General features: G+C 68.4%; 23 protein-coding genes. 19 read left to right on the top strand and 4 right to left on the bottom strand.

Going from position 1 to position 20,444, the window contains the following annotated elements; translation table 11 throughout:
• Positions 1–8: 8 nt before the first annotated feature.
• From ubiG to folE2, 4 genes are all read left to right on the top strand, one after another.
• Entirely contained in the window at positions 9–719 is a 711-nt protein-coding gene (gene ubiG, locus ACQVBX_RS02380) for a bifunctional 2-polyprenyl-6-hydroxyphenol methylase/3-demethylubiquinol 3-O-methyltransferase UbiG (protein WP_431636306.1), read from the top strand.
• On the top strand, positions 716–1,393 hold the full coding sequence (gene gph, locus ACQVBX_RS02385; protein WP_431636307.1) for a phosphoglycolate phosphatase: 678 nt from the start codon (positions 716–718) through the stop codon (positions 1,391–1,393). The genes ubiG and gph overlap by 4 nt, the downstream gene beginning before the upstream one ends.
• Positions 1,390–2,241, top strand: a complete 852-nt coding sequence (locus ACQVBX_RS02390) for a squalene/phytoene synthase family protein (protein WP_431636308.1) — start codon at positions 1,390–1,392, stop codon at positions 2,239–2,241. Before gph ends, ACQVBX_RS02390 begins: the two co-directional genes overlap by 4 nt.
• A gap of 120 nt (positions 2,242–2,361) precedes the next feature.
• Positions 2,362–3,315, top strand: a complete 954-nt coding sequence (folE2, locus tag ACQVBX_RS02395) for a GTP cyclohydrolase FolE2 (RefSeq protein WP_431636309.1) — start codon at positions 2,362–2,364, stop codon at positions 3,313–3,315.
• Positions 3,316–3,446: 131 nt separating this feature from the next.
• On the opposite strand, the gene ACQVBX_RS02400 is transcribed toward folE2, so the two are convergent.
• Both ACQVBX_RS02400 and yidD read right to left on the bottom strand, forming a co-directional pair.
• On the bottom strand, positions 3,447–4,235 hold the full coding sequence (locus ACQVBX_RS02400; RefSeq protein WP_431638094.1) for a M23 family metallopeptidase: 789 nt from the start codon (positions 4,233–4,235) through the stop codon (positions 3,447–3,449).
• A gap of 97 nt (positions 4,236–4,332) precedes the next feature.
• On the bottom strand, positions 4,333–4,611 hold the full coding sequence (gene yidD / locus ACQVBX_RS02405; protein WP_431636310.1) for a membrane protein insertion efficiency factor YidD: 279 nt from the start codon (positions 4,609–4,611) through the stop codon (positions 4,333–4,335).
• Positions 4,612–4,736: 125 nt separating this feature from the next.
• Between yidD and dksA the strand changes: the two genes are divergently transcribed.
• The 5 genes from dksA to arsH all read left to right on the top strand — a co-directional run bounded on the left by dksA (position 4,737) and on the right by arsH (position 8,564).
• Positions 4,737–5,861, top strand: coding sequence for an RNA polymerase-binding protein DksA (gene dksA / locus ACQVBX_RS02410; protein WP_431636311.1), 1,125 nt, complete (start codon positions 4,737–4,739; stop codon positions 5,859–5,861).
• Between the two features lie 97 nt (positions 5,862–5,958).
• Positions 5,959–6,309 carry an ArsR/SmtB family transcription factor gene (locus tag ACQVBX_RS02415; RefSeq protein WP_431636312.1) on the top strand — a complete coding sequence of 117 codons (351 nt, stop codon included), beginning with the start codon at positions 5,959–5,961 and terminating at the stop codon, positions 6,307–6,309.
• Positions 6,306–6,749: an arsenate reductase (glutaredoxin) gene (gene arsC / locus ACQVBX_RS02420; RefSeq protein ID WP_431636313.1), complete on the top strand. Its 444-nt coding sequence runs from the start codon at positions 6,306–6,308 to the stop codon at positions 6,747–6,749. Before ACQVBX_RS02415 ends, arsC begins: the two co-directional genes overlap by 4 nt.
• A gap of 28 nt (positions 6,750–6,777) precedes the next feature.
• Positions 6,778–7,842 carry an ACR3 family arsenite efflux transporter gene (gene arsB / locus ACQVBX_RS02425; RefSeq protein ID WP_431636314.1) on the top strand — a complete coding sequence of 355 codons (1,065 nt, stop codon included), beginning with the start codon at positions 6,778–6,780 and terminating at the stop codon, positions 7,840–7,842.
• Positions 7,843–7,883: 41 nt separating this feature from the next.
• Positions 7,884–8,564 carry an arsenical resistance protein ArsH gene (gene arsH, locus ACQVBX_RS02430; RefSeq protein WP_431638096.1) on the top strand — a complete coding sequence of 227 codons (681 nt, stop codon included), beginning with the start codon at positions 7,884–7,886 and terminating at the stop codon, positions 8,562–8,564.
• A gap of 88 nt (positions 8,565–8,652) precedes the next feature.
• Here arsH and ACQVBX_RS02435 read toward each other — a convergent pair whose 3' ends face one another.
• Both ACQVBX_RS02435 and cysS read right to left on the bottom strand, forming a co-directional pair.
• Positions 8,653–9,078 carry a SufE family protein gene (locus ACQVBX_RS02435; protein ID WP_431636315.1) on the bottom strand — a complete coding sequence of 142 codons (426 nt, stop codon included), beginning with the start codon at positions 9,076–9,078 and terminating at the stop codon, positions 8,653–8,655.
• A gap of 156 nt (positions 9,079–9,234) precedes the next feature.
• Positions 9,235–10,605 (bottom strand): cysteine--tRNA ligase, encoded by a 1,371-nt coding sequence (gene cysS / locus ACQVBX_RS02440; protein WP_431636316.1) that lies wholly within the window; start codon positions 10,603–10,605, stop codon positions 9,235–9,237.
• A 182-nt stretch (positions 10,606–10,787) separates the two neighbouring features.
• On the opposite strand from cysS, the gene ACQVBX_RS02445 reads away from it, so the two are divergent.
• The 10 genes from ACQVBX_RS02445 (at position 10,788) to argH (ending at position 20,440) form a co-directional block, all read left to right on the top strand.
• Complete coding sequence (locus ACQVBX_RS02445; protein WP_431636317.1) at positions 10,788–11,327, top strand: glycine zipper 2TM domain-containing protein; 540 nt, start codon at positions 10,788–10,790, stop codon at positions 11,325–11,327.
• A 397-nt stretch (positions 11,328–11,724) separates the two neighbouring features.
• Positions 11,725–12,732, top strand: a complete 1,008-nt coding sequence (locus tag ACQVBX_RS02450; RefSeq protein ID WP_431636318.1) for an N-acetylornithine carbamoyltransferase — start codon at positions 11,725–11,727, stop codon at positions 12,730–12,732.
• A gap of 11 nt (positions 12,733–12,743) precedes the next feature.
• Positions 12,744–13,370: an FMN-binding negative transcriptional regulator gene (locus ACQVBX_RS02455; RefSeq protein WP_431636319.1), complete on the top strand. Its 627-nt coding sequence runs from the start codon at positions 12,744–12,746 to the stop codon at positions 13,368–13,370.
• On the top strand, positions 13,367–13,843 hold the full coding sequence (locus tag ACQVBX_RS02460) for an OsmC family protein (RefSeq protein ID WP_431636320.1): 477 nt from the start codon (positions 13,367–13,369) through the stop codon (positions 13,841–13,843). Before ACQVBX_RS02455 ends, ACQVBX_RS02460 begins: the two co-directional genes overlap by 4 nt.
• Positions 13,844–13,870: 27 nt before the next feature.
• Positions 13,871–15,061 (top strand): argininosuccinate synthase, encoded by a 1,191-nt coding sequence (locus ACQVBX_RS02465; RefSeq protein WP_431636321.1) that lies wholly within the window; start codon positions 13,871–13,873, stop codon positions 15,059–15,061.
• 3 nt (positions 15,062–15,064) lie between these two features.
• A complete protein-coding gene (locus tag ACQVBX_RS02470; RefSeq protein WP_431636322.1) occupies positions 15,065–15,508 on the top strand; it encodes a GNAT family N-acetyltransferase in 444 nt (147 codons plus the stop codon).
• Positions 15,505–16,710, top strand: coding sequence for an acetylornithine deacetylase (locus ACQVBX_RS02475; protein WP_431636323.1), 1,206 nt, complete (start codon positions 15,505–15,507; stop codon positions 16,708–16,710). Before ACQVBX_RS02470 ends, ACQVBX_RS02475 begins: the two co-directional genes overlap by 4 nt.
• Positions 16,711–16,746: 36 nt before the next feature.
• Positions 16,747–18,063: an acetylglutamate kinase gene (locus ACQVBX_RS02480; protein ID WP_431636324.1), complete on the top strand. Its 1,317-nt coding sequence runs from the start codon at positions 16,747–16,749 to the stop codon at positions 18,061–18,063.
• Between the two features lie 16 nt (positions 18,064–18,079).
• Positions 18,080–19,039, top strand: coding sequence for an N-acetyl-gamma-glutamyl-phosphate reductase (gene argC, locus ACQVBX_RS02485; protein ID WP_431636325.1), 960 nt, complete (start codon positions 18,080–18,082; stop codon positions 19,037–19,039).
• Between the two features lie 105 nt (positions 19,040–19,144).
• Entirely contained in the window at positions 19,145–20,440 is a 1,296-nt protein-coding gene (gene argH / locus ACQVBX_RS02490) for an argininosuccinate lyase (protein ID WP_431636326.1), read from the top strand.
• Positions 20,441–20,444: the final 4 nt, after the last annotated feature.

The raw sequence follows: 20,444 nt of genomic DNA on the forward strand, positions 1-20,444 counted from the left end.
TTCCGACCATGCAGACCTCACACGCCAACGTCAGCCCCGAGGAAATTGCCCGCTTCGACAAGCTGGCCGCCCGCTGGTGGGACCCGGACGGCGAGTCGCGCCCGCTGCACGACCTCAACCCGGTGCGTGCGGCGTATGTGGCCGAGCGCGTCGCGCTGCAGGGCGCGAAGGTGGCCGACGTCGGCTGCGGCGGTGGCCTGCTCAGCGAGGCGCTGGCGCGCGACGGCGCCCAGGTCACCGGTATCGACCTGGGTGAGAAGGTGATCGAGATCGCCAAGCTGCATCTGTACGAGTCGAATCTCGCGGTCGACTACCGCGTGCAGTCCTCCGCCGAGCTGGCAACGGCCGAGCCGGCCAGCTTCGACGCGGTGTGCTGCATGGAGATGATCGAGCACGTGCCCGACCCGGAGGCGCTGGTCAACGACCTGGCGGCGATGCTCAAGCCGGGCGGCCGGCTGTTCATGTCCACCTTGAACCGCACGCCGGTGGCGTTCGGCGCCGCAATTCTGGGTGCGGAGTACCTGATGCGCCTGCTGCCGCGCGGCACGCATCACTACGCGCAGTTCCTCAAGCCATCGGAACTGGCGCGGCTGTTGCGTCACGCCGCGCTGGAGCTGGAAGACGTTTCGGGCCTGGCCTACAACCCGCTCACCCGCAAGGCCTGGTTGAGCCGCCTCACCGCGGTCAACTACGTGCTGTGCGCGCGCAAGCCGGCATGAAGCCGCGGCCCGCCCGCATCGAAGGCGTGCTGTTCGATCTGGACGGCACCCTGCTCGACAGCGCACCGGACCTCTACGCCGCACTCGTTCGCCAGTGCGCGGAAGAGGGCGTTGCCGCGCCGGATTACGCGGTGGTGCGCGAAGTGGTGTCGCGCGGCTCGCGGGCGATCCTGCGTTGTGCGTTTTCCGATCGGGGCGAGCCCGCGATCGAGGCGCTGGTGCCGCGCTATCTCGCCTTGTACGAAGCGCTGCTGGCGCAGGACACGCACGCCTTCGACGGCGTCGAGGCGCTGCTCGCGCAGCTCGAGGCGCGCGGCATCCGCTGGGGCGTGGTCACCAACAAGCCGGGCTTCCTCACCGATGCGCTGCTGGCGCGCATCGGCTGGGATGCACGCGCGGCCGCCGTAGTGTCCGGCGATACCCTGCCGGTGAAGAAGCCCGATCCGGCGCCGGTGCGGCTCGCCTGCGAGCGCGCTGGCATCGACCCGGCGCGCAGCGTGTTCGTGGGCGATGACCGGCGCGACGTGATCGCCGGCGCTGCCGCCGGCCTGTACACCGTGGCCGTGCGCTGGGGCTATCTCGACGGCGGCAACCCGGACGACTGGCAGGCCGACTGCGTGATCGATCATCCGGACGAGCTCAGCGCGTGGTTCCCGGCCGAGGTGTCGGCATGAGCGACACCGGTCACGGCGCGCTGCAGAGCTATGTCGACAAGTGGCTGGCGGTGCAGCCGCAGCAGCGCGTGGCGCTGGCGTTCGTCGATCCGCGCGAGCACGCCGGCCACATTGCGCTGGCGGCGTTGGAACAGGAGCTGCTCGGCGCGGCCTACGGGATCCGCGAGCCGCAGGTCGCTGCGGTGAAGTTGAACTGGTGGGCGGAAGAACTGGCCGGCGCCGCGCACAGTGGCGGCCGCCATCCACTGACCCAGGTGCTGTTCGACGACGAGCGCGCCCACGCGCTGCCGGCCGAGTGTTGGCTGGCGCCGGTACGCGCCGCCATCGCCCAGCTGGAAGACGGCACGCCGGCGGATTTCCAGGCGCAACTCGCCGCCGCCCAGCCGCTGCATGGGGCGCTGGCTGAGCTCGAGACGGCATGGTGGTTTGGTCCGCAGGCATCGTCCGAGCGCGCCGCCCGTGTCGCGGTGCTGGCGCATCTGCTGCACGCACTGCGCCGCCTGCATGACGATGCCGAACGCGACCGTCTGCCGCTGCCGATGGCACGCCTGGCGCGGTTCGAGCTTGCGCGTTCGGCGCTGCGCACGCGCAGCGAGGCGCGCGACCAGGCGATTCGCGCGCAATTGGCCGATCTGGCCGCCGCGTGGCGTGAGGCGGCGCAACGGCCCGGACCGCTGGGCGTGTTCCGCGCGCTGGAGGCGCGTCAGGATGCGCGTCTCGTACGCGCGGCGCAGCGGGCGGACGATCCCCTGCGCGCGCTGCAGCAGGGGCTGGATGGCGGCAACTTCGGCAACACGCTGGCCGCCTGGAACGCAGCACGCCGCTGGCGCCGCGCCGCTGCGGGCTGAGATCGCGGTTGCGGCCAGCGGACGCAGCGTTTCCCGCATCCGCCTGTTGTGCTGGCAGGCACTGCCCCAAAATAAACGCTTCGACGCGAAACCCTCGCCCGATTGCTTCAGGAACTTCCCATGCACAGCCACGAGAACACCGCCCGCCTGATGCCCGATGTCGCCCACCAGGCGCAGCCGCACCTGGCCGGCGCGCTGGACTGGGTCGGCATGGACGGCATCGAAGTGCCCGTGCGTTTTGACGCTGGCGATGGCGACGTGCAGCGTGCCAGCGCCCAGGTCGGCGCCTTCGTCAACCTCACCCGGCCGGACAAGCGCGGCATCCATATGTCGCGGCTGTACCTGCTGGTGGACGAGCACCTGAGCAAGCGCACGCTCGATGCGGCGATGCTCGAGGGCTTGCTGAAGGCCTTCCTGGAGTCGCACAAGGATCTGGCCGACCGCGCACGCATCAGCATCCGCTTCGACCAGCTGGTGCGCCGCGCGGCCCTGCGCAGCGCCAACAGCGGCTGGCGCGCCTACCCGGTGTCGATCGAAGCGAGCCTGGGTGCCGATGGTTTCCGCATGGAGCTGGGCACTGAGGTGGTCTATTCGTCCACCTGTCCGGCCTCCGCGGCGCTCTCGCGCCAGCTGATCCAGGAGCAGTTCGCGAGGGATTTCGCCGAAGGTGCCGCGCTGGATCGCACCGCCGTGCTGGCGTGGCTCGGCAGCGAGCAGGGCATCGTCGCCACGCCGCATGCGCAGCGCAGCGTGGCCCGCCTGCTGGTGCGCTTCGACAGCCAGGCGCCGCTGAACCTGATCGGTCTGCTGGACCGCGTCGAGCAGGCACTGGGGACGCCGGTACAGACCGCGGTGAAGCGCGAGGACGAGCAGGCCTTCGCGCTGGCCAACGGCGGCAACCTGATGTTCTGCGAGGACGCCGCACGACGCATCCAGCGCGCGCTGGATGCCGACGCCACGATCGCCGACTTCCACGTGCGGCTGGAGCATCAGGAGAGCCTGCACCCGCACGACGCCGTGGCCTACGCCAGCAAGGGCGTGCCCGGGGGCTTCGGCAGCGGCGACTGCGCCTGATCCGGCTTATCGCTCGCGCTGGCGCGTTTGGCCCGAGCGGCCTAGGGCGATAACGCGGCCATTTGCGGCAAGGGTGTATGAGTCCGTGCCACTCGCGGCTCGCCAGGCGGGTGCGCCAGAGATTCGCGGTATCAGTGGTCGCGCAGGCCAGGCAGCAGCAGCGGATCGAGCCGCGTGCCGAACCAGTTGAAGCCCCAGTGCAGGTGCGGCCCGGTGGCGCGACCGGTCGTGCCCGAGAGCGCGACCACCTGTCCTTGCCGAACCCGCTCGCCCACGTGCACCTTCAGTGCCGACAGGTGCAGGAAGTTCGAGCTCAGTCCGAAGCCGTGATCGATCAGCACCGTGCCGCCGGTGAGGTACAGCGCCGGTGCGGCGAAGGTCACCACGCCAGAGGCTGGCGCGCGCACTGGCGTGCCGACCGGCACCGCGATGTCCATGCCCGAATGCGGCGCGCGTGGCTCGCCGTTGTAGATGCGCTGGTTGCCGAAGCGCCCGCTGATCCGTCCGTGCACCGGCCAGACGAAGCCGCGCAGGAAATCCTCGCGGGGGTCGTCGCGTGTGCGTGCGGCCGTTACCGCGGCCTGTTCGCGCGTGATGCGCGCCGCGATCGCCGGGGGCGGGTTCACCGTCTTCGGCGGCACACCGTTGACGCGTTCGATCGGCCAGTCACGCGGTGTCACGGAGATGCGCACCGTGCGCGAAGCGCGTTTCCCGTTGCTCAAGGTGAGCCGCAGCGGGCCGGCTTCATCGCGACCGGCGCCGAAGACCGCGCGCCCGTCTGCGCCGACGTGCAGTGGCACGCCGTTGAGTCGGGCGGTGCTGCCCGCGGGCAGGTGCAGGATCACCAGCTGGCCTTGCGACACGGTGCGCGGCAGCGTGGTCGGTACGGCCGCCCGCGCCGGCGATAGCGCCAAACACATCGCCACGGCGAGCAGCCGAGGCAACGTGCCGCCCGATGACTGCATGGCCTTACACGCGCTTGCCGGCCGTGCAGGGCAGGCGGCCCGTATCCACCGATCAATCGTCATGATGAGGCTCCGCATGGGGCGTGTTGGGGTGATGCCCGCAACGGCGCAAGACAAAGCGTTCGGGCACCGGATCCTCTCCGCCGCTGCACAGCGGCTGGCAGCGGGCAAGCCGCCACAGGGTCAGCGCACCGCCACGCAGCGGACCGAAGCGTGCAACGGCAATCCGTGCATAATCGGAGCAACTGGGGTAGAAGCGACAACGCTGCCCCAGCAGGGGGCTGAGCCAGCGTTTGTACAGGCGGAGCAGAAAAAGCAGGAATCGGGTCAAGACAGTTCACGCGGCCAAGACGGCTGGCGGTTCGTAGTGCACCTGAGTATTCCAGAAGCGCGCTTGCTGGTGTAAGGCACATGGGCTATAACACCCGGCCGCCACGGCCAAAACGGTGAAGGGAAATGGCGAAAACCACGCGTAGTTCGACCGCCGCCAAGGCGCAGAAGAACAAGCCTGCGGCCACGGCGAAATCCTCCAAGCCTGGGAAGGCAAAACCCGCTGTGTCCGCGTCGCGGGGCGCTGCCAAGGCGGCCAAGTCCACACCGAAGAAGACCGTGGCATCGAAGGCTGCTGCCAAGAAGGTCGCCAAGAAGGCGCCGGCGAAAGCAGCGCCGAGCAAGAAGCCGGCCGTGAAGAAGGCGGCGGCGAAAAAGCCCGTTGCCAAAAGCGCGCCAGCGAAGAAGCCGGCAGCCAAGAAGGTCGCGGCGAAGAAGCCGGTCGTCGCCAAGAAGGCGCCGGCCAAGAAAGTTGCCAAGCCGGTTGCCGTGAAAAAGGCGCCGGTGAAGGCGGTTGCCAAGAAAGCTGCACCGGCCAAGCCGGCACCGGTGAAAAAGGCGGCGGCGAAACCTGCGCCGAAGCCTGCGCCGGCTCCAGCCAAGCCCGCAGCGGCGGTCAAGCCGGTCGCGGTGAGCCCCGCGCCGGCACCGGCCACGCCTGTGAAGGGCAAGGTGGCCAGTGCCGTGGCGCTGGCCACACCGCGCGTAGCGACGGCCACCGCCAGCCATACTCCTCCCAAGAAACAGAAGTCCCAGTCGTCCTCAATGAATAAAGCTGCTGCAATTTCCGACAATGGCGTGACGAAGGAAGACGGGCGCTACGCGCTCCCGGCGACCACCACGATCGAACTGCCCAAGGGCTATCGCCCCTCCGCCGACGAGGAGTACATGAGCCCGCGGCAGCTGGCGTACTTCCGCAACAAGCTTCGCGACTGGCGTGACCAGCTCGTGGAGGAGTCGCGCCAGACGATGGAGAACCTGCGTGACGAGGTTCGCGATGTCGGCGATGAAGCCGAGCGCGCCACGCGCGAGACCGAGAACTCGCTCGAACTGCGTACCCGCGACCGCTACCGCAAGCTGATCTCCAAGATCGACAAGGCGCTGCGCCGGATCGAGGAAGGCCGCTACGGCTACTGCGAAGAGACCGACGAGGAGATCGGCGTCGATCGTCTCGACGCCCGCCCGATCGCCACGCTCTCGCTCGATGCGCAGGAGCGCCGCGAGCACCTGCAGAAGCAGATGGGCGACTGATCCGCCGTCACTCCGGCGTCGTCACGAAGCCCCGCTCCGGCGGGGCTTCGTCGTTTCGGCGCTTGCGTCCGGCTTAAATATCCATGATTCTAGAAATATGGATGAATTGACCGCTCTCGATACGCTCGCCGCGCTGGCCCAGTCGACCCGGCTGGCGGTATTCCGTCTGCTGGTGAGCCATGAGCCGCACGGTCTGCCGGCCGGCGACGTGGCCGCGGCGCTGGACGTCCCGCAGAACACCCTCTCCGCGCACCTCACCGTGCTGGCGCGCGCCGGCCTGGTCGAGGGCGAGCGGCAGGGCCGCTCGATCGTCTATCGCGCCCGACTGGATGCCCTGCGCGCGCTGATGGTGTACCTCGCGCGCGACTGCTGCAGCGCGCATCCCGAACTGTGCCAACCGCTGCTGGCCGAGCTGGCCTGCAGCACCGACTGCAAGGATCCCCGATGAGCCCGACCACCGATGCCTTCGACGTGGTGATCTACCACAACCCCGCCTGCGGCACCTCGCGCAACACGCTGGCGCTGATCCGCCACTGCGGGTTCGAGCCGCACGTCATCGAGTACCTGAAGACGCCGCCCAGCCGCGCGCTGTTGGCGCAGCTGGCCGCGCGCTCCGGCGAGCCGCTGCGCGCGCTGATCCGCGAGAAGGGTACGCCGTACGCCGAGTTGGGGCTGGGCGATGCCGCGCTGTCGGACGACGCGCTGCTCGATGCGATGGTCGCCCATCCGATCCTGATCAATCGTCCGCTGGTGGTCTCGCCGCTGGGCGTGGCGCTGTGCCGGCCGTCCGAGCGCGTGCTCGACCTGCTGCCGGTGCGTCCGCGCGGGGCCTTCGTCAAGGAGGACGGTGAGGCGGTGCTGGATGCGCAGGGCCGTCGCGTCGGCTGATTGCTTTTCACTCTCTACGGATTCACCGATGACCGCCGCCACGCCGCGCCTTCGCCTCTCGTTTCTCGATCGCTACCTCACCGTCTGGATCTTCGCCGCGATGGCGCTGGGCGTGCTGCTCGGTTCGCTGTTCCCGCAGCTGCCGTCGGCGCTCGACCGCCTGAGTGTGGGCAGCACCAACATCCCGATCGCGATCGGGCTGGTGCTGATGATGTATCCGCCGCTGGCCAAGGTGCGCTACGAGGAGCTGCACCGGGTGTTCGCCGACCGCCGGTTGCTGTGGCTGTCGCTGCTGCAGAACTGGGTGATCGGGCCGCTGCTGATGTTCGCGCTGGCGGTGATCTTCCTGCGCGACCAGCCCGAATACATGACCGGGCTGATCCTGATCGGCCTGGCGCGCTGCATCGCGATGGTGCTGGTGTGGAACCAGCTGGCCGGCGGCGACAACCAGTACGTGGCCGGGCTGGTGGCGTTCAATGCGATCTTCCAGTTGCTCACCTTCGGCGCGTATGCGTGGTTCTTCCTGAGCGTGCTGCCGCCGGTGTTCGGGCTCGCGGGGCAGGTCGTGCCGGTCGCGCTTTCCACCATCGCGGGCGCGGTGCTGGTGTATCTCGGCATCCCGTTCGCCGCGGGCTGGCTGGGTCGGCGCGTGCTGATCCGCGCCAAGGGTGAGGCCTGGTACGCCGGGCGCTTCCTGCCGCGGATCGGCCCGATCACGCTGGTAGCGCTGCTGTTCACCATCGTCGCGATGTTCAGCCTCAAGGGCGGCGAGCTGCTTGCGCTGCCTGGCGACGTGCTGCGCGTGGCGCTGCCGCTGGTGGTGTACTTCGTGGTGATGTTCGCGGTGAGCTTCGCGATGGCGCGCTTCGTCGGTGCCAACTACCCGCGCACCACGGCGGTGGCGTTCACCGCCGCCGGCAACAACTTCGAGCTAGCGATTGCGGTGGCGATCGCCGCGTTCGGGCTGGCGTCGAAGGTGGCGTTTGCCGCGGTGATCGGTCCGCTGGTGGAGGTGCCGGTGCTGTTGGCGCTGGTGCAAGCGGCGCGGGCGATGCAGTCGCGTTTTCCGGTGACGGCGGAGACGCAAGCGTGAGCCGGCTGCGCAGCTTGACCGATCTCGATCTGCTGCCCGCGCTGCATCCGGAATTCGCGCATCGTCGCCCCGCGCTGGGGCTGGGCGCGGACCAGCCGCCGCCGCGAATCCTGCTGCTGTACGGCTCGCTGCGCGAGCGCTCGTATTCGCGCCTGGCGGTGGAAGAGGCGGCGCGGCTGCTGCGGTTCTTCGGTGCCGAGACGCGCATCTTCGATCCGTCCGACCTGCCGTGGCCCGACCAGCCCGGCGCCGACGACCACCCGGCCGTGCGCGAACTGCGCGAGCTCTCGCTGTGGTCTGAAGGGCAGGTGTGGTGCAGTCCCGAGCGGCATGGCCAGATCACCGGCGTGATGAAGGCGCAGATCGACCACCTGCCGCTGTCGATCGGCGCCGTGCGCCCGACCCAAGGCCGCACGCTGGCGGTGATGCAGGTGTCCGGCGGCTCACAGTCGTTCAATGCCGTGAACACGCTCCGCCTGCTGGGGCGCTGGATGCGCATGTTCACCATCCCCAACCAGTCCAGCGTGGCCAAGGCGTGGCAGGAGTTCGACGAGGCCGGGCGGATGAAGCCCTCGGCCTACTACGACCGCATCGTCGACGTGATGGAGGAGCTGGTGCGCTTCACCGTGCTGCTGCGGCCGCACGCGGCGCAATTGGTGGATCGCTATTCCGAGCGACGCGCGGCCAACCAGCCCGTGCCCGACCTCCTCGCCACCCTGTAGGAGCCCGCTCGCGGGCGATGCCTTTCGCTTTGAATCGCCATCAAAGCCAAGAGCATCGCCCGCGAGCGGGCTCCTACGGGGGAGTGGGTCAGGCGAGTGCGGTGGCGTGCTGCTTGATCTTTGCCAGCATCGCGGCCAGTCCGTTGGAGCGGGTGGGCGAGAGGTGCTTGGCCAGGCCGATGGCCTGGATGAACTCCGGCTCCGTCGCCACGATCTCCGCGGCCGGCCGATCCGAATACACGCGCAGCACCAGGGCAATCAGGCCCGAAACGATGGCCGAATCGCTGGCGGCCTCGAAATGCATGTTCGTGGCGTCGCCGCCGGGCAGCAGCCACACCATCGACTGGCAGCCGTGCACGCGGTTGGCCTCAGTCTTGGCTTCTTCGGGGAAGGGCGGCAGCTGTTTGCCGAGGTCGATCAGGTACTGGTAACGCTCGGTCCAGTCGCTGAAGAAGGCGAACTCCTCGGCGATCTGCTGCTGGGCGTCGTGGGCGGTGGCGGTGGTGTCGGTCATCCGCGCATTATCGCGCTCACGCCCGCTGGAAGCGATCTGGTTGCTCGGTTGTAGGGGCCACCCCCCCGATCGGGTCGAGGGCAGGTTCTATGCGCGACAGCCTTTCGCCGGAATCTGCATCAGAGCGTTCGCGCACAGGGTGCGCTCCTACAAAAATCACGCCTTGGCAACGCTCCAGCGCGTGCCCTGTGCACCATCCTCGATCACCACGCCCATCGCCGTGAGTTCGGCACGGATCGCGTCGGCGCGGGCGAAATCCTTTGCCGCACGGGCGGCGCGGCGCTCTTCCAGCAGCGCCTCCACGCGTGCGCCATCGACGCCGTCGCTGCCGCGCTGGAACCAGGCTTCCGGATCCTGCTGCAGCAGGCCGAGCAGAGCGCCGCCGCCGAGCAGGGCGGCCTTGGCTTCGGGCGTGCCGGACTGCCGTGCGGCATCGGCGAGCATCGACAGTTCGGCCAGCGCCTGCGGCGTGTTGAGGTCGTCGCACAGCGCCGCCTCGATGCCCGATGGCACCGGCAGGGCTCCGTCCGGTAGCGAAACGTCGGCCAGGTCGCGCAGCACGCGATACCAGCCGTCCAGCGTACTGATCGACTGGGCGATCGCCGCGTCCGACCAGTCCAGCGGCTGGCGGTAGTGGCCACGCAGCAGCAGCAGGCGCAGCGCCTCGGGCGGGTGCTGCTGCAGCAACTGGTGAACGTGCAGCACGTTGCCCAGCGACTTGGACATCTTGCGTCCGTCGAAGGTGAGCATGCCGTTGTGCATCCACCAGCGGGCGAACGTCTTGCCGCCGTGGGCGCAGGTGGACTGGGCGATCTCGTTCTCGTGATGCGGGAACTGCAGGTCGACGCCACCGGCGTGGATGTCGATGGTCTCGCCCAGATGCGCCGCGCTCATCGCCGAGCATTCGATGTGCCAGCCCGGGCGGCCGCGACCCCAGGGGCTGTCCCAGCCGGGCAGCTCCGGCTGGGACGGTTTCCACAGCACGAAGTCCGCCGGGTTCTTCTTGTACGGAGCCACCTCGACGCGGGCGCCGGCGATCATTTCCTCGGTATCGCGCCCGGACAACGCGCCGTAGGCGGCGTAGGAGGCCACGTCGAACAGCACGTGCCCCTCGGCGGCGTAGGCGTGGCCGCCGGCGATGAGCGTCTCGATCATCGCGGTGATCTCGCCGATGTGCGCGGTGGCGTGCGGCTCGATGTCCGGCGGGGCGATGCCGAGGGTGGCCATGTCCTCACGGTAGGCGGCGGCGAAGCGGTCGGTAATGGTGCTGATCGGCACGCCCTGCTCGAGCGCGGCGGCGTTGATCTTGTCGTCCACGTCGGTAATGTTGCGGGCGTACACCACGTTCGGGTAATGCCGGCGCAGCAGCCGTACCAGCACGTCGAACACCACCGGCCCGCGCGCATTGCCGATGTGCACGTAGCTGTACACGGTGGGGCCGCACAGGTAGACCGTGACGCGCTCGGGGTTCAGCGGCGTGAACGTCTCGGTGCGACGGCTGAGGCTGTTGTAGAGCGAGATCGACATCGGCGGGACATCCACGGCGGCGGGCGCCCGCAACAGCGGGCAAAAACACGGCCGGGCATCTTAACAAGGGCTAAGCCGCCGTGTCGGAACGGGCCGTTCTAAGCGTGGATTCAGAGTGAATTTGCTCGAATGCATCACGGCCCAACAGGGGGCCGGCTACTTCTCCCGAGCTGGAGTCCGCAATGACCAAGATGTTGTTTTCCGCACTGGCGCTGAGCTTGCTCGCCGGTGCCGTCCATGCGCAGGACCGTTACGGGCCTCCGCCGGGCCCTGCCGGTGACGACAACAGCCACTACGGCTGGGCGGACGTGCTGCGGGTCGACCCGAACTATGCGGTCGTGCGCACCGAGGCGCCGCAGCAGGAGTGCTATGACCAGCCGGTGGTGCGTCGCGAGGGCGGCAATTCCACCGCCGGCACCGTGCTCGGCGCCATCGTGGGCGGCGTGCTGGGCAACACGGTAGGCAAGGGCGACGGCCGCAAGGCGGCCACCGTGGCAGGTGCCGTGGCCGGTGGTGCCATCGGTCATCGCGCGGCCGGTAGCGGTCGCGAATACGAAAGCAGCGAAACCCGCTGCCGCGAAGTGAGCCGGGTCAGCGAACAGCGCCGTATCACCAGCTACGACGTGGAATACCGCTATCGCGGTGAGGTGTTCATGTCCCGGCTGAACTACGACCCGGGCGAGCGCCTGCGCGTGCGCGTGAGCGTCGAACCGGCCGACTGAGCCGCCTGACAATCGTGGTTCCCGACCGCCGCCTCAGGGCGGCGGTCTCGTTTCCAGTGCCGCCATGAGGCTGTCCAGCAAATTTTGTTGCACGGCAGCGAAATTGCCGCCATGATGATGCTTCACCCGCCCGAGCCGTCCATGTCTACAGCCGTCTATACCGCCAACGTTCTTACCAGCGCCCGCATGGCTGCTGGCATGACGTCGCGTGCGCGCCGACCGCTGGTCCGACATTCGGCCGGGTAGGCTGTCGCGCGCTGCTGTTCCAAGTGCAACGACTGAAAAACCCGGCCCTCGTGCCGGGTTTTTTCGTTTTCGGTTTACTTCACGCGGATCCGTCCGCGAACGGCGAGACCGGCCACCCTTGGCCGGACTATTCATCAAGAGCGATTCCACCATGACCCTTCGGCATTTCCTCACCACCCAGGACTACAGCCGCGCCGAGATCGACGCGCTGCTGGAACACGCCGCCGCGTTCAAGCGTTCGCCGCGCGGCCAGCAGTTGGCCGGCAAGTCGGTGGCGCTGCTGTTCTTCAACCCCTCGATGCGCACCCGCACCAGCTTCGAGCTGGGTGCGTTTCACCTCGGTGGCCACGCCATCGTGCTGGCGCCCGGCAAGGATGCGTGGCCGATCGAGTTCGAGGTGGGTAGCGTGATGGACGGTGACACCGAGGAGCACATTGCCGAGGTGGCGCGCGTGCTCAGCCGCTACGTGGACCTGATCGCGGTGCGCGCCTTTCCGAAGTTCCAGGACTGGCAGGTGGATCGCCAGGACAAGGTCATCAAGGCGTTCGCCCAGTACGCCACCGTGCCGGTGATCAACATGGAGACGATCACCCATCCCTGCCAGGAACTGGCACACGCGCTGGCCATGCGCGAGCACCTCGGGGATCTCACGAAGAAGAAGTACGTGCTGACCTGGACCTACCACCCCAAGCCGCTCAACACCGCAGTGGCCAACTCCGCGCTGCTGATCGCCACCAAGATGGGCATGGACGTGACCCTGCTGTGTCCCACGCCTGACTACGTGCTGGACGAGCGCTACATGCAGGCCGGCCAGGAGAACGCGAAGGCCAACGGCGGCTCGCTGAAGGTCAGTCACGACATCGAGGAGGCCTATTCCGGCGCGCACGTGGTGTACGCCAAGAGCTGGGGCGCGCTGCCGTACTTCGGCCGCTGGGAGCAGGAGAAGCCGATCCGCGAGGCCAACAAGCACTTCATCGTCGACGAGGCGAAGATGGCGCTGACCGACCATGGCCTGTTCAGCCACTGCCTGCCGCTGCGCCGCAACGTCAAGGCCACCGACGCGGTAATGGATGCGCCGTACTGCATCGCCATCGACGAGGCCGAGAACCGCCTGCACGTGCAGAAGGCGGTGATGGCCTCGCTGATCGGGCAGGGCTGAGTCGCGCCGGCATGTATCAGCCCAGGCATTTCGTCGAGACGCGCGAGCACGCCCTTTACGGGCTGATCGATGCGCATCCGTTCGCCACGCTGGTGGTGAACGCAGCCGCTGGCATGGCGGTGAACCACCTTCCGTTCGTGCGGCAGGGCGATGTGCTGCGCGGTCACGTCGCCGCCGGCAACGAGCTGGCCGCGATGGACGGCGCCGCCGTGGTGGCGGTGTTCCACGGCCCGCAGGGCTACGTGAGCCCGAACTGGTACCCGAGCAAGCACGCCAACGGTGGCCGCGAGGTGCCGACCTGGAACTACGCCGTGGCGCACGTGCATGGACGCCTGCGCGTGGTCCGCGACGCTGGCTGGCTGCGCGGCCTGCTCGATGCGCTCACCGATCGTTTCGAAGCGAGCGAGCCGGCGCCGTGGAAGGTCGCCGATGCACCGCCCGATCACGTGGAAAAGCTGCTCGGCGCCATCGCCGGCATCGAGATCGCGATCGAGCGCATCGAGGGCAAGTTCAAGCTCAGCCAGAACCATCCGGATGCCAACCGCGCCGGCGTGATCGGCGGCCTGACCCGACGCGGGCAGGGCGACGACCTGGCACTCGCTGCATTGATGCAAGAACAGGAGGAGGGCCGCGCATGAACCGCCCGCACCGTTATCGCGTCGACGTGATCTGGACCGGCAACCGCGGCACCGGCACCGACGGCTACCGCAACTACAGCCGCAACCACGTGATCCGCGTGCCGGGCAAGCCGGATCTGGCCGGATCGTCCGACCCCACCTTCCGCGGCGACGCCACCCGGCACAACCCGGAGGACATGCTGGTGGCCGCGCTGTCCACCTGCCACATGCTGTCCTACCTGCACATGGCGACGGTGGCCGGCGTGGTCGTCACCGACTACCGCGACAACGCCGAGGGCACGATGGTGACCGAGGGCGACGGCGGCCACTTCACCGAAGTGTTGCTGCGTCCCGTTGTCGTCATCACCGCCGCCAGCGACACGGCCAAGGCCGAGGCCGCGCACGAGGCGGCCCACCACGCCTGCTTCATCGCCAACTCCGTGAATTTTCCGGTGCGCTGCGAGCCGCGCATCGTCGTCGCTTCTCCTGTCTAAACCTTTTCTTTCCAGGATCTGCAAGCCATGAGCAAAGACATCGTCCTCGCCTTCTCCGGCGGCCTCGACACCAGCTTCTGCGTCCCGTACCTGATCGAGCGCGGCTGGGCCGTGCATACGGTGTTCGCCGACACCGGCGGCGTGGATGCCGAAGAGCGCGCCTACATCGAGGCGCGCGCGAAGGAGCTCGGCGTGGCCAGCCACGTCACCGTGGACGGTGGCCCGGCGATCTGGAACGGCTTCGTCAAGCCGTTCGTGTGGGCCGGCGAGGGCTACCAGGGCCAGTATCCGCTGCTGGTCTCCGACCGCTATCTGATCGTCGATGCCGCGATCGCGCGCGCGAAGGAGCTGGGTACCCGGGCGATCGCCCACGGCTGCACCGGCATGGGCAACGACCAGGTGCGTTTCGACCTGGCGGTGAAGGCGCTGGGCGACTACCAGATCGTGGCCCCGATCCGCGAGATCCAGAAGGAGCACACCCAGACCCGGGCCTACGAGCAGGCCTACCTGGAAGAGCGCGGCTTCGACGTGCGCGCCAAGCAGAAGAGCTACACCATCAACGAGAACCTGCTGGGCGTGACCCTGTCCGGCGGCGAGATCGACCACTGGAAGGCGCCGGGCGAGGGCGCCCGCGGCTGGTGCAAGCCGCGCGCCGAATGGCCGTCCGAAAAGCTGACCGTCACGCTGGGCTTCGAAAAGGGCGAGGCGGTGTCGCTCAACGGCGAGAAGCTGCCGGGTGCGCAGATCCTGGCCAAGCTCAACGCGCTGTTCGCGCCGTATGGCGTGGGCCGCGGCATGTACACCGGCGACACCACCATCGGCTTGAAGGGCCGCATCGTGTACGAAGCCCCGGGCCTGATCTCGCTGCTCGCCGCCCACCGCGCACTGGAGGAGGCGGTGCTGACCAAGCAGCAGAACCGCTTCAAGCCGGAAGTGGCGCGCAAGTGGGTCGAGGTGGTCTACGAGGGCTTCTTCCACGATCCGGTCAAGACGGATCTGGAAGCCTTCCTCGCCTCGAGCCAGTCGCAGGTCAATGGCGAAGTGGTGTTGGAGACGACTGGCGCCATGGTGACCGCGGTGGAGATCCGCTCGCCGCACATTCTCAATGCCAAGGGCGCCACCTACGCGCAGTCGGCGGACTGGGGCGTGGAAGAGGCCGAGGGCTTCATCAAGCTGTTCGGCATGAGCTCGACGCTGTGGGCCGAGGTCAACCGCTGACACATGGACGGCACGCTGCGCATCGATACGTCACGGGAGGCGCTGGATCGGGACATGATCCACGCCTTCCTCGCCGAGCAGGCCTATTGGAGCCGCGGCATCCCGCGCGAGACGGTGGAGCGTGCCATCGAGGGCTCGCTGTGCTTCGGCGGCTACCTCGACGGGCGCCAGGTCGCGTTCGCGCGGGTGGTCACTGATGGCGCCACCTTCGGCTACCTCGCCGACGTGTTCGTGCTGCCGGAGCATCGCGGGCTAGGTCATGCCAAGACCCTGATGGCGGCGGTGATGGCGCACCCGCAGTTGCAGGGGCTGCGCCGGTTCAGCCTGGCGACCCTCGATGCGCACGCGCTGTATGCCGGCTTCGGCTTCACCGCGCCGGCGCGGCCGCAGTCCTTGATGGAAAAGCTCGATCCGGACGTCTACACACCAACGCCAGGCAGGCCATGACTCCTCTTCTGCAATCCACCTTGGAACACCTCAAGGCGCTGGTCGGTTTCGACACGCGCAATCCGCCGCGCGAAATCGGCACCGGCGGGATCTTCGACTACCTCCGCTCGCAGCTGCCGGGTTTCGACGTGACGGTGACCGACTACGGTGCCGGTGCGGTCACCCTGCATGCCGTGCGTGGTGCGCCGAAGCGGCTGTTCAACGTGCACCTGGACACGGTGCCCGACTCGCCGCACTGGAGCGCCGATCCGCACGTGCTGCGCGTCACCGCCGATCGCGCGATTGGCCTGGGCGCCTGCGATATCAAAGGCGCCGCGGCGGCCTTGATTGCGGTGGCCCAGATCACCGATGGCCCGATGGCGATGCTGTTCTCCACCGACGAGGAGGCCAACGACGCGCGCTGCATCGCCGGCTTCCTCAAGGCCTTTCCCCATCTTCCTGTGGGAGAGGGTCGGGGTGAGGGTGCGGGCGAAGCGAGCATCACCGGTGACACCGAACCCTCACCCCAACCCCTCTCCCGGGGGGGGAGGGGCTATGCCTACGACGCGGTGATCGTCGCCGAGCCGACCCGGGGCGAAGCGGTGCTGGCCCATCGCGGCATCCACTCGGTGCTGATGCGCTTTGCCGGCCAGGCCGGCCACGCCTCGGGCAAGCAGAAGCCCAGCGACAGCGCGCTGCACCAGGCGGTGCGCTGGGGCGCCGCGGCGCTGGATTTCGCCGCGGCGCAGTCGCATGAGCGCTTCGGCGGCCTGACCGGGCTGCGCTTCAACATCGGCCGCATCGAGGGCGGCATCAAGGCCAACATGATCGCGCCGACCACCGAGGTGCGCTTCGGCTTCCGGCCGCTGCCGACGATGGATCCGGAGCGCATGCTGGAGACCCTGCGCACCCTGGTCGAGCCGGCGCCCGCCGAGTTCACCGAGACCTTCCGCGGCGACTCGTTGCCGGCCGGCGACACCGCCAGCGCCGAGGCGCGCCGGCTGGCCGCGCGCGACCTCGCCGACGAGCTGGAGATCCCGGTCGGCAACGCCGTGGACTTCTGGACCGAGGCGGCGCTGTTCTCCGCCGCCGGCTACACCGCCTTCGTCTACGGCCCCGGCGACATCGCCCAGGCACACACCGCCGACGAGTGGGTGGCGCTCGACCAGCTGCAGCATTACGCCGACACCATTCATCGCCTCGTCGCACGCGGCAACGCGTGACACGCGGCGATCCCAAGCCATCCAACGACTGACGCCATGACCACCGGTTCCCACACCCGCAAGACTATCGTTCGCCTGCTCTCGGCCATGGGCAGCGCGAAGGAGATCCAGCAGTACCTCAAGCGCTTTTCCCAGCTCGACGCCAGCCGTTTCGCGGTGGTGAAGGTGGGTGGCGCGGTGCTGCGCGACGAGCTCAACGACCTCACCTCGTCGCTGACCTTCCTGCAGCAGGTCGGCCTGACGCCGATCGTGCTGCACGGCGCCGGCCCGCAGCTGGACGAGGAGCTCGCCGCCGCCGGCATCGAGAAACAGACGGTCAATGGCCTGCGCGTGACCAGCCCGAAAGCGCTCGGCATCGTGCGCCGCGTGTTCCAGCAGCAGAACCTGAAGCTGGTCGAGGCGCTGCAGTCGATGGACACCCGCGCCACCTCGGTGCCCTCGGGCGTGTTCATGGCCAGCTTCCTGGACCGCGACACCTACGGCATGGTCGGCAAGGTCGACAGCATCAACCTGGCGCCGATCGAGGCCAGCCTGCGCGCGGGCTCCATCCCGGTGATCGCCAGCCTGGGCGAGACCGACGAGGGCCAGTTCCTCAACATCAACGCCGACTTCGCCGCCAACGAACTGGTACGCGTGCTGCAGCCGTACAAGATCGTGTTCCTCACCGGTACCGGCGGCCTGCTCGACGACCAGGGCAAGCTGATCGACTCGATCAACCTGTCCACCGAGTTCGACCACCTGATGGAGCAGCCGTGGATCAACGGCGGCATGCGGGTGAAGATCGAGCAGATCGCCGACCTGCTGGACAAGCTTCCGCTGTCGTCCTCGGTGTCGATCACCCGGCCCTCGGAGCTGGCCAAGGAGCTGTTCACCCACAAGGGGTCCGGCACACTGGTCCGCCGCGGCGAGAAGGTGCTCACCTTCGACAGCTGGGAGGGCGTGGACCAGGCGCGGCTGCGCGAGCTGATCGAGTCGAGCTTCGGCCGCAAGCTGGTATCGGACTATTTCGAACGCACCGTGCCGTACCGCATCTACGTGAGCGAGAACTACCGCGCGGCGATGATCCTCACCATGGACGAAGGCTTGCCCTACCTCGACAAGTTCGCCGTGCTCGACGAGGCGCAGGGCGAAGGTCTCGGCCGTGCGGTATGGCAGGTGATGCGCGAGCAGCATCCGCAGCTGTTCTGGCGCTCGCGCCACGGCAATCCGGTCAACCCGTTCTATTACGCCGAGTCCGACGGCTGCTTCAAGCAGGCGCGCTGGAAGGTGTTCTGGTACGGGCTGGACGGGTTCGACACCATCGAACGCTGCGTTGCCCACTGCGCCACCCGCAAGCCCACGCTGGTCGACTGATCCCACGAGCCACGACATGACTTCTGCATGCAAAACCCTCGGTATCGTCGGCGCACGCGGCCACACCGGCGCGGAGCTGATCCGCCTGGTCGCCGCGCATCCGGCGCTGGAACTGGCCTTCGTTTCCTCGCGCGAACTGGACGGCCAGCGCGTGGCCGACCACGTGGAGGGCTACGCCGGCGAGCTGCGCTACGCCAGCCTCGATGCCGACGCGGTGGCCGCGCAGGGCGCCGACGTGGTGGTGCTGGCCCTGCCCAACGGCAATGCGGCGCCCTATGTCGAGGCGATCGACAAGGCCAGACCCGACACGCTGATCCTCGATCTGTCCGCCGACTACCGCTTCGACAGCACGTGGTACTACGGATTGCCCGAGCTCACGCGTGAGAAATGGCGCGGCGAGAAGAAGATCAGCAACCCCGGCTGTTACGCCACCGCCATCCAGCTCTCGATCGCGCCGCTGAAAGACCTGCTGGCCGCGCCGCCGGTGTGCTTCGGCGTGTCGGGCTATTCCGGCGCCGGCACCACGCCCTCGGACAAGAACAATCCCGAGAAGCTGCGCGACAACCTGATGCCGTATTCACTCACCGGCCACACTCATGAGAAGGAAGCCAGTCGCCACCTCGGCGTGCCGGTGGAGTTCATGCCGCACGTGGCGCCGCACTTCCGCGGCCTCACCGTCACCACCAACCTCTACCTCGCGCGCAAGATGACTCGCGAGGAGGTGATGCAGCGCTTCTACCACGCCTACGACGCCGAGCCGCTGATCCACGTGGTGGACGAGGCGCCGTGGGTGAGCGCGGTTGCCGGCAAGCATCACGTCGACATCGGCGGCTTCGCGGTCTCCGCCGACGGCAAGCGCGTGGTGGTGGTGGCCACGCTGGACAACCTGCTCAAGGGCGCGGCGACCCAGGCGCTGCAGAACATCAACCGGGCGATCGGCGTCGACGAGCTCACCGCCATCCCGACCACTCCATGACGACGTAGGAGCCCGCTCGCGGGCGACGTTTTTCGCTCTGGTGCCGCATCAAAGCCAAAGCATCGCCCGCGAGCGGGCTCCTACACGAGATCCAGGACATCAGCGATGACCCAACCCCTCTGGCAGAAATCCGGCATCCAGGTCGACCCGCGCATCATGCGGTTCCTCGCCGGTGACGACGTGATCCTCGATCGCGAGTTCTTCCTGCACGACATCACCGCCAGCAAGGCGCACGTCGAAGGCCTGCAGCACATCGGCGTGGTCAGTGCCGACGAAGCCGCCGCGCTCAAGCGTGAGCTCGACGCGCTGGCCGAGGACTTCCGTGCCGGCGCCTTCGTGCTGGACGAGCGTTTCGAGGACTGCCACTCGGCGATCGAGGCGCGCCTCACCGAGCGGCTAGGCGATGCCGGTCGCCGCGTGCACACCGGGCGCAGCCGCAACGACCAGATCCTGGTGGCCACGCGGCTGTGGCTGAAGGACAAGCTGGCCGAGCTGGAAGCGCACTGCCGCGCCGTCGCCGAGGTATGCCTGGAGCGCGTCGCGCAGCCGGCGTTGCCGCTGCCCGGCTACACCCACCTGCAGCGCGCGGTGGTCTCGTCCACGTCGATGTGGTTCGCCGGTTTCGCCGAGGGCTTCATCGACAACGCGCTGCGCGCCCGGCAGACGCGCGAGCTGATCGACGCCAATCCGCTGGGCACTGCCGCCGGCTACGGCGTCAACCTGCCGCTGGATCGCGCACATACCACGCAGGCGCTGGGCTTCGGGCGCATGCAGGTCAGCCCGATCTACGCACAGCTGTCGCGCGGCAAGTACGAGATGGCGGTGCTGGAGGCGATCGGCGCGGCGATGCTCGACGTGCGCCGACTGGCCTGGGATCTGTCGCTGTTCACCACCGCCGAATTCGGGTTCGTGCAGCTGCCGGCGCAGTACACCACCGGCAGCTCGATCATGCCGAACAAGCGCAACCCGGACGTGGTGGAACTGCTGCGCGCCAGCTACGCCTCCGTGGCGGCGGCGCGCACCGAGATCGAGCAGCTGCTCTCGCTGCCGTCCGGCTACCAGCGCGATCTGCAGTTCTCCAAGGGCTCGATCTTCCACGGCGTGCGCCACGGCCTGATGGCGCTGGAGCTGGTGCCGGACCTGCTGGCGCAGATGGCCTGGAACGAGGCGACCATGCGCGCGGCGATCGAGCCGGCGATGTATGCCACCGACGTGGCGATCGAGCAGGCGGCGGCCGGCGTGCCGTTCCGCGACGCCTATCGCGCCGCTGCCGAAACCGCTGCTTCCGCGGGCGAGGGACGCACGCCGGAGGGCAGCCTCGCCGCGCGCACGTCGCCCGGTGCCGGCGAACAGCTGAAGCTGGAAGAGTTGCGCGCGCGGCTCGCCGCGCTGGGCCAGTGAGGTA

The sequence above is a fragment of the Dyella thailandensis genome, assembly GCF_050749815.1.
GTDB lineage: Bacteria > Pseudomonadota > Gammaproteobacteria > Xanthomonadales > Rhodanobacteraceae > Dyella_A.

What these genes read in the sequence shown, in the direction of transcription:
- ACQVBX_RS02400 (WP_431638094.1), bottom strand. Translation starts at nt 4,235, where the DNA reads ATGTGTTTGGCGCTATCGCCGGCGCGGGCGGCCGTACCGACCACGCTG.
- ACQVBX_RS02445 (WP_431636317.1), top strand. Translation starts at nt 10,788, where the DNA reads ATGACCAAGATGTTGTTTTCCGCACTGGCGCTGAGCTTGCTCGCCGGT.
- dksA (WP_431636311.1), top strand. Translation starts at nt 4,737, where the DNA reads ATGGCGAAAACCACGCGTAGTTCGACCGCCGCCAAGGCGCAGAAGAAC.
- ACQVBX_RS02455 (WP_431636319.1), top strand. Translation starts at nt 12,744, where the DNA reads ATGTATCAGCCCAGGCATTTCGTCGAGACGCGCGAGCACGCCCTTTAC.
- arsB (WP_431636314.1), top strand. Translation starts at nt 6,778, where the DNA reads ATGACCGCCGCCACGCCGCGCCTTCGCCTCTCGTTTCTCGATCGCTAC.
- ACQVBX_RS02415 (WP_431636312.1), top strand. Translation starts at nt 5,959, where the DNA reads ATGGATGAATTGACCGCTCTCGATACGCTCGCCGCGCTGGCCCAGTCG.
- argC (WP_431636325.1), top strand. Translation starts at nt 18,080, where the DNA reads ATGACTTCTGCATGCAAAACCCTCGGTATCGTCGGCGCACGCGGCCAC.
- cysS (WP_431636316.1), bottom strand. Translation starts at nt 10,605, where the DNA reads ATGTCGATCTCGCTCTACAACAGCCTCAGCCGTCGCACCGAGACGTTC.
- ACQVBX_RS02470 (WP_431636322.1), top strand. Translation starts at nt 15,065, where the DNA reads ATGGACGGCACGCTGCGCATCGATACGTCACGGGAGGCGCTGGATCGG.
- ACQVBX_RS02435 (WP_431636315.1), bottom strand. Translation starts at nt 9,078, where the DNA reads ATGACCGACACCACCGCCACCGCCCACGACGCCCAGCAGCAGATCGCC.
- ACQVBX_RS02460 (WP_431636320.1), top strand. Translation starts at nt 13,367, where the DNA reads ATGAACCGCCCGCACCGTTATCGCGTCGACGTGATCTGGACCGGCAAC.
- ubiG (WP_431636306.1), top strand. Translation starts at nt 9, where the DNA reads ATGCAGACCTCACACGCCAACGTCAGCCCCGAGGAAATTGCCCGCTTC.
- ACQVBX_RS02390 (WP_431636308.1), top strand. Translation starts at nt 1,390, where the DNA reads ATGAGCGACACCGGTCACGGCGCGCTGCAGAGCTATGTCGACAAGTGG.
- ACQVBX_RS02450 (WP_431636318.1), top strand. Translation starts at nt 11,725, where the DNA reads ATGACCCTTCGGCATTTCCTCACCACCCAGGACTACAGCCGCGCCGAG.
- arsC (WP_431636313.1), top strand. Translation starts at nt 6,306, where the DNA reads ATGAGCCCGACCACCGATGCCTTCGACGTGGTGATCTACCACAACCCC.
- argH (WP_431636326.1), top strand. Translation starts at nt 19,145, where the DNA reads ATGACCCAACCCCTCTGGCAGAAATCCGGCATCCAGGTCGACCCGCGC.
- ACQVBX_RS02465 (WP_431636321.1), top strand. Translation starts at nt 13,871, where the DNA reads ATGAGCAAAGACATCGTCCTCGCCTTCTCCGGCGGCCTCGACACCAGC.
- ACQVBX_RS02475 (WP_431636323.1), top strand. Translation starts at nt 15,505, where the DNA reads ATGACTCCTCTTCTGCAATCCACCTTGGAACACCTCAAGGCGCTGGTC.
- folE2 (WP_431636309.1), top strand. Translation starts at nt 2,362, where the DNA reads ATGCACAGCCACGAGAACACCGCCCGCCTGATGCCCGATGTCGCCCAC.
- gph (WP_431636307.1), top strand. Translation starts at nt 716, where the DNA reads ATGAAGCCGCGGCCCGCCCGCATCGAAGGCGTGCTGTTCGATCTGGAC.
- ACQVBX_RS02480 (WP_431636324.1), top strand. Translation starts at nt 16,747, where the DNA reads ATGACCACCGGTTCCCACACCCGCAAGACTATCGTTCGCCTGCTCTCG.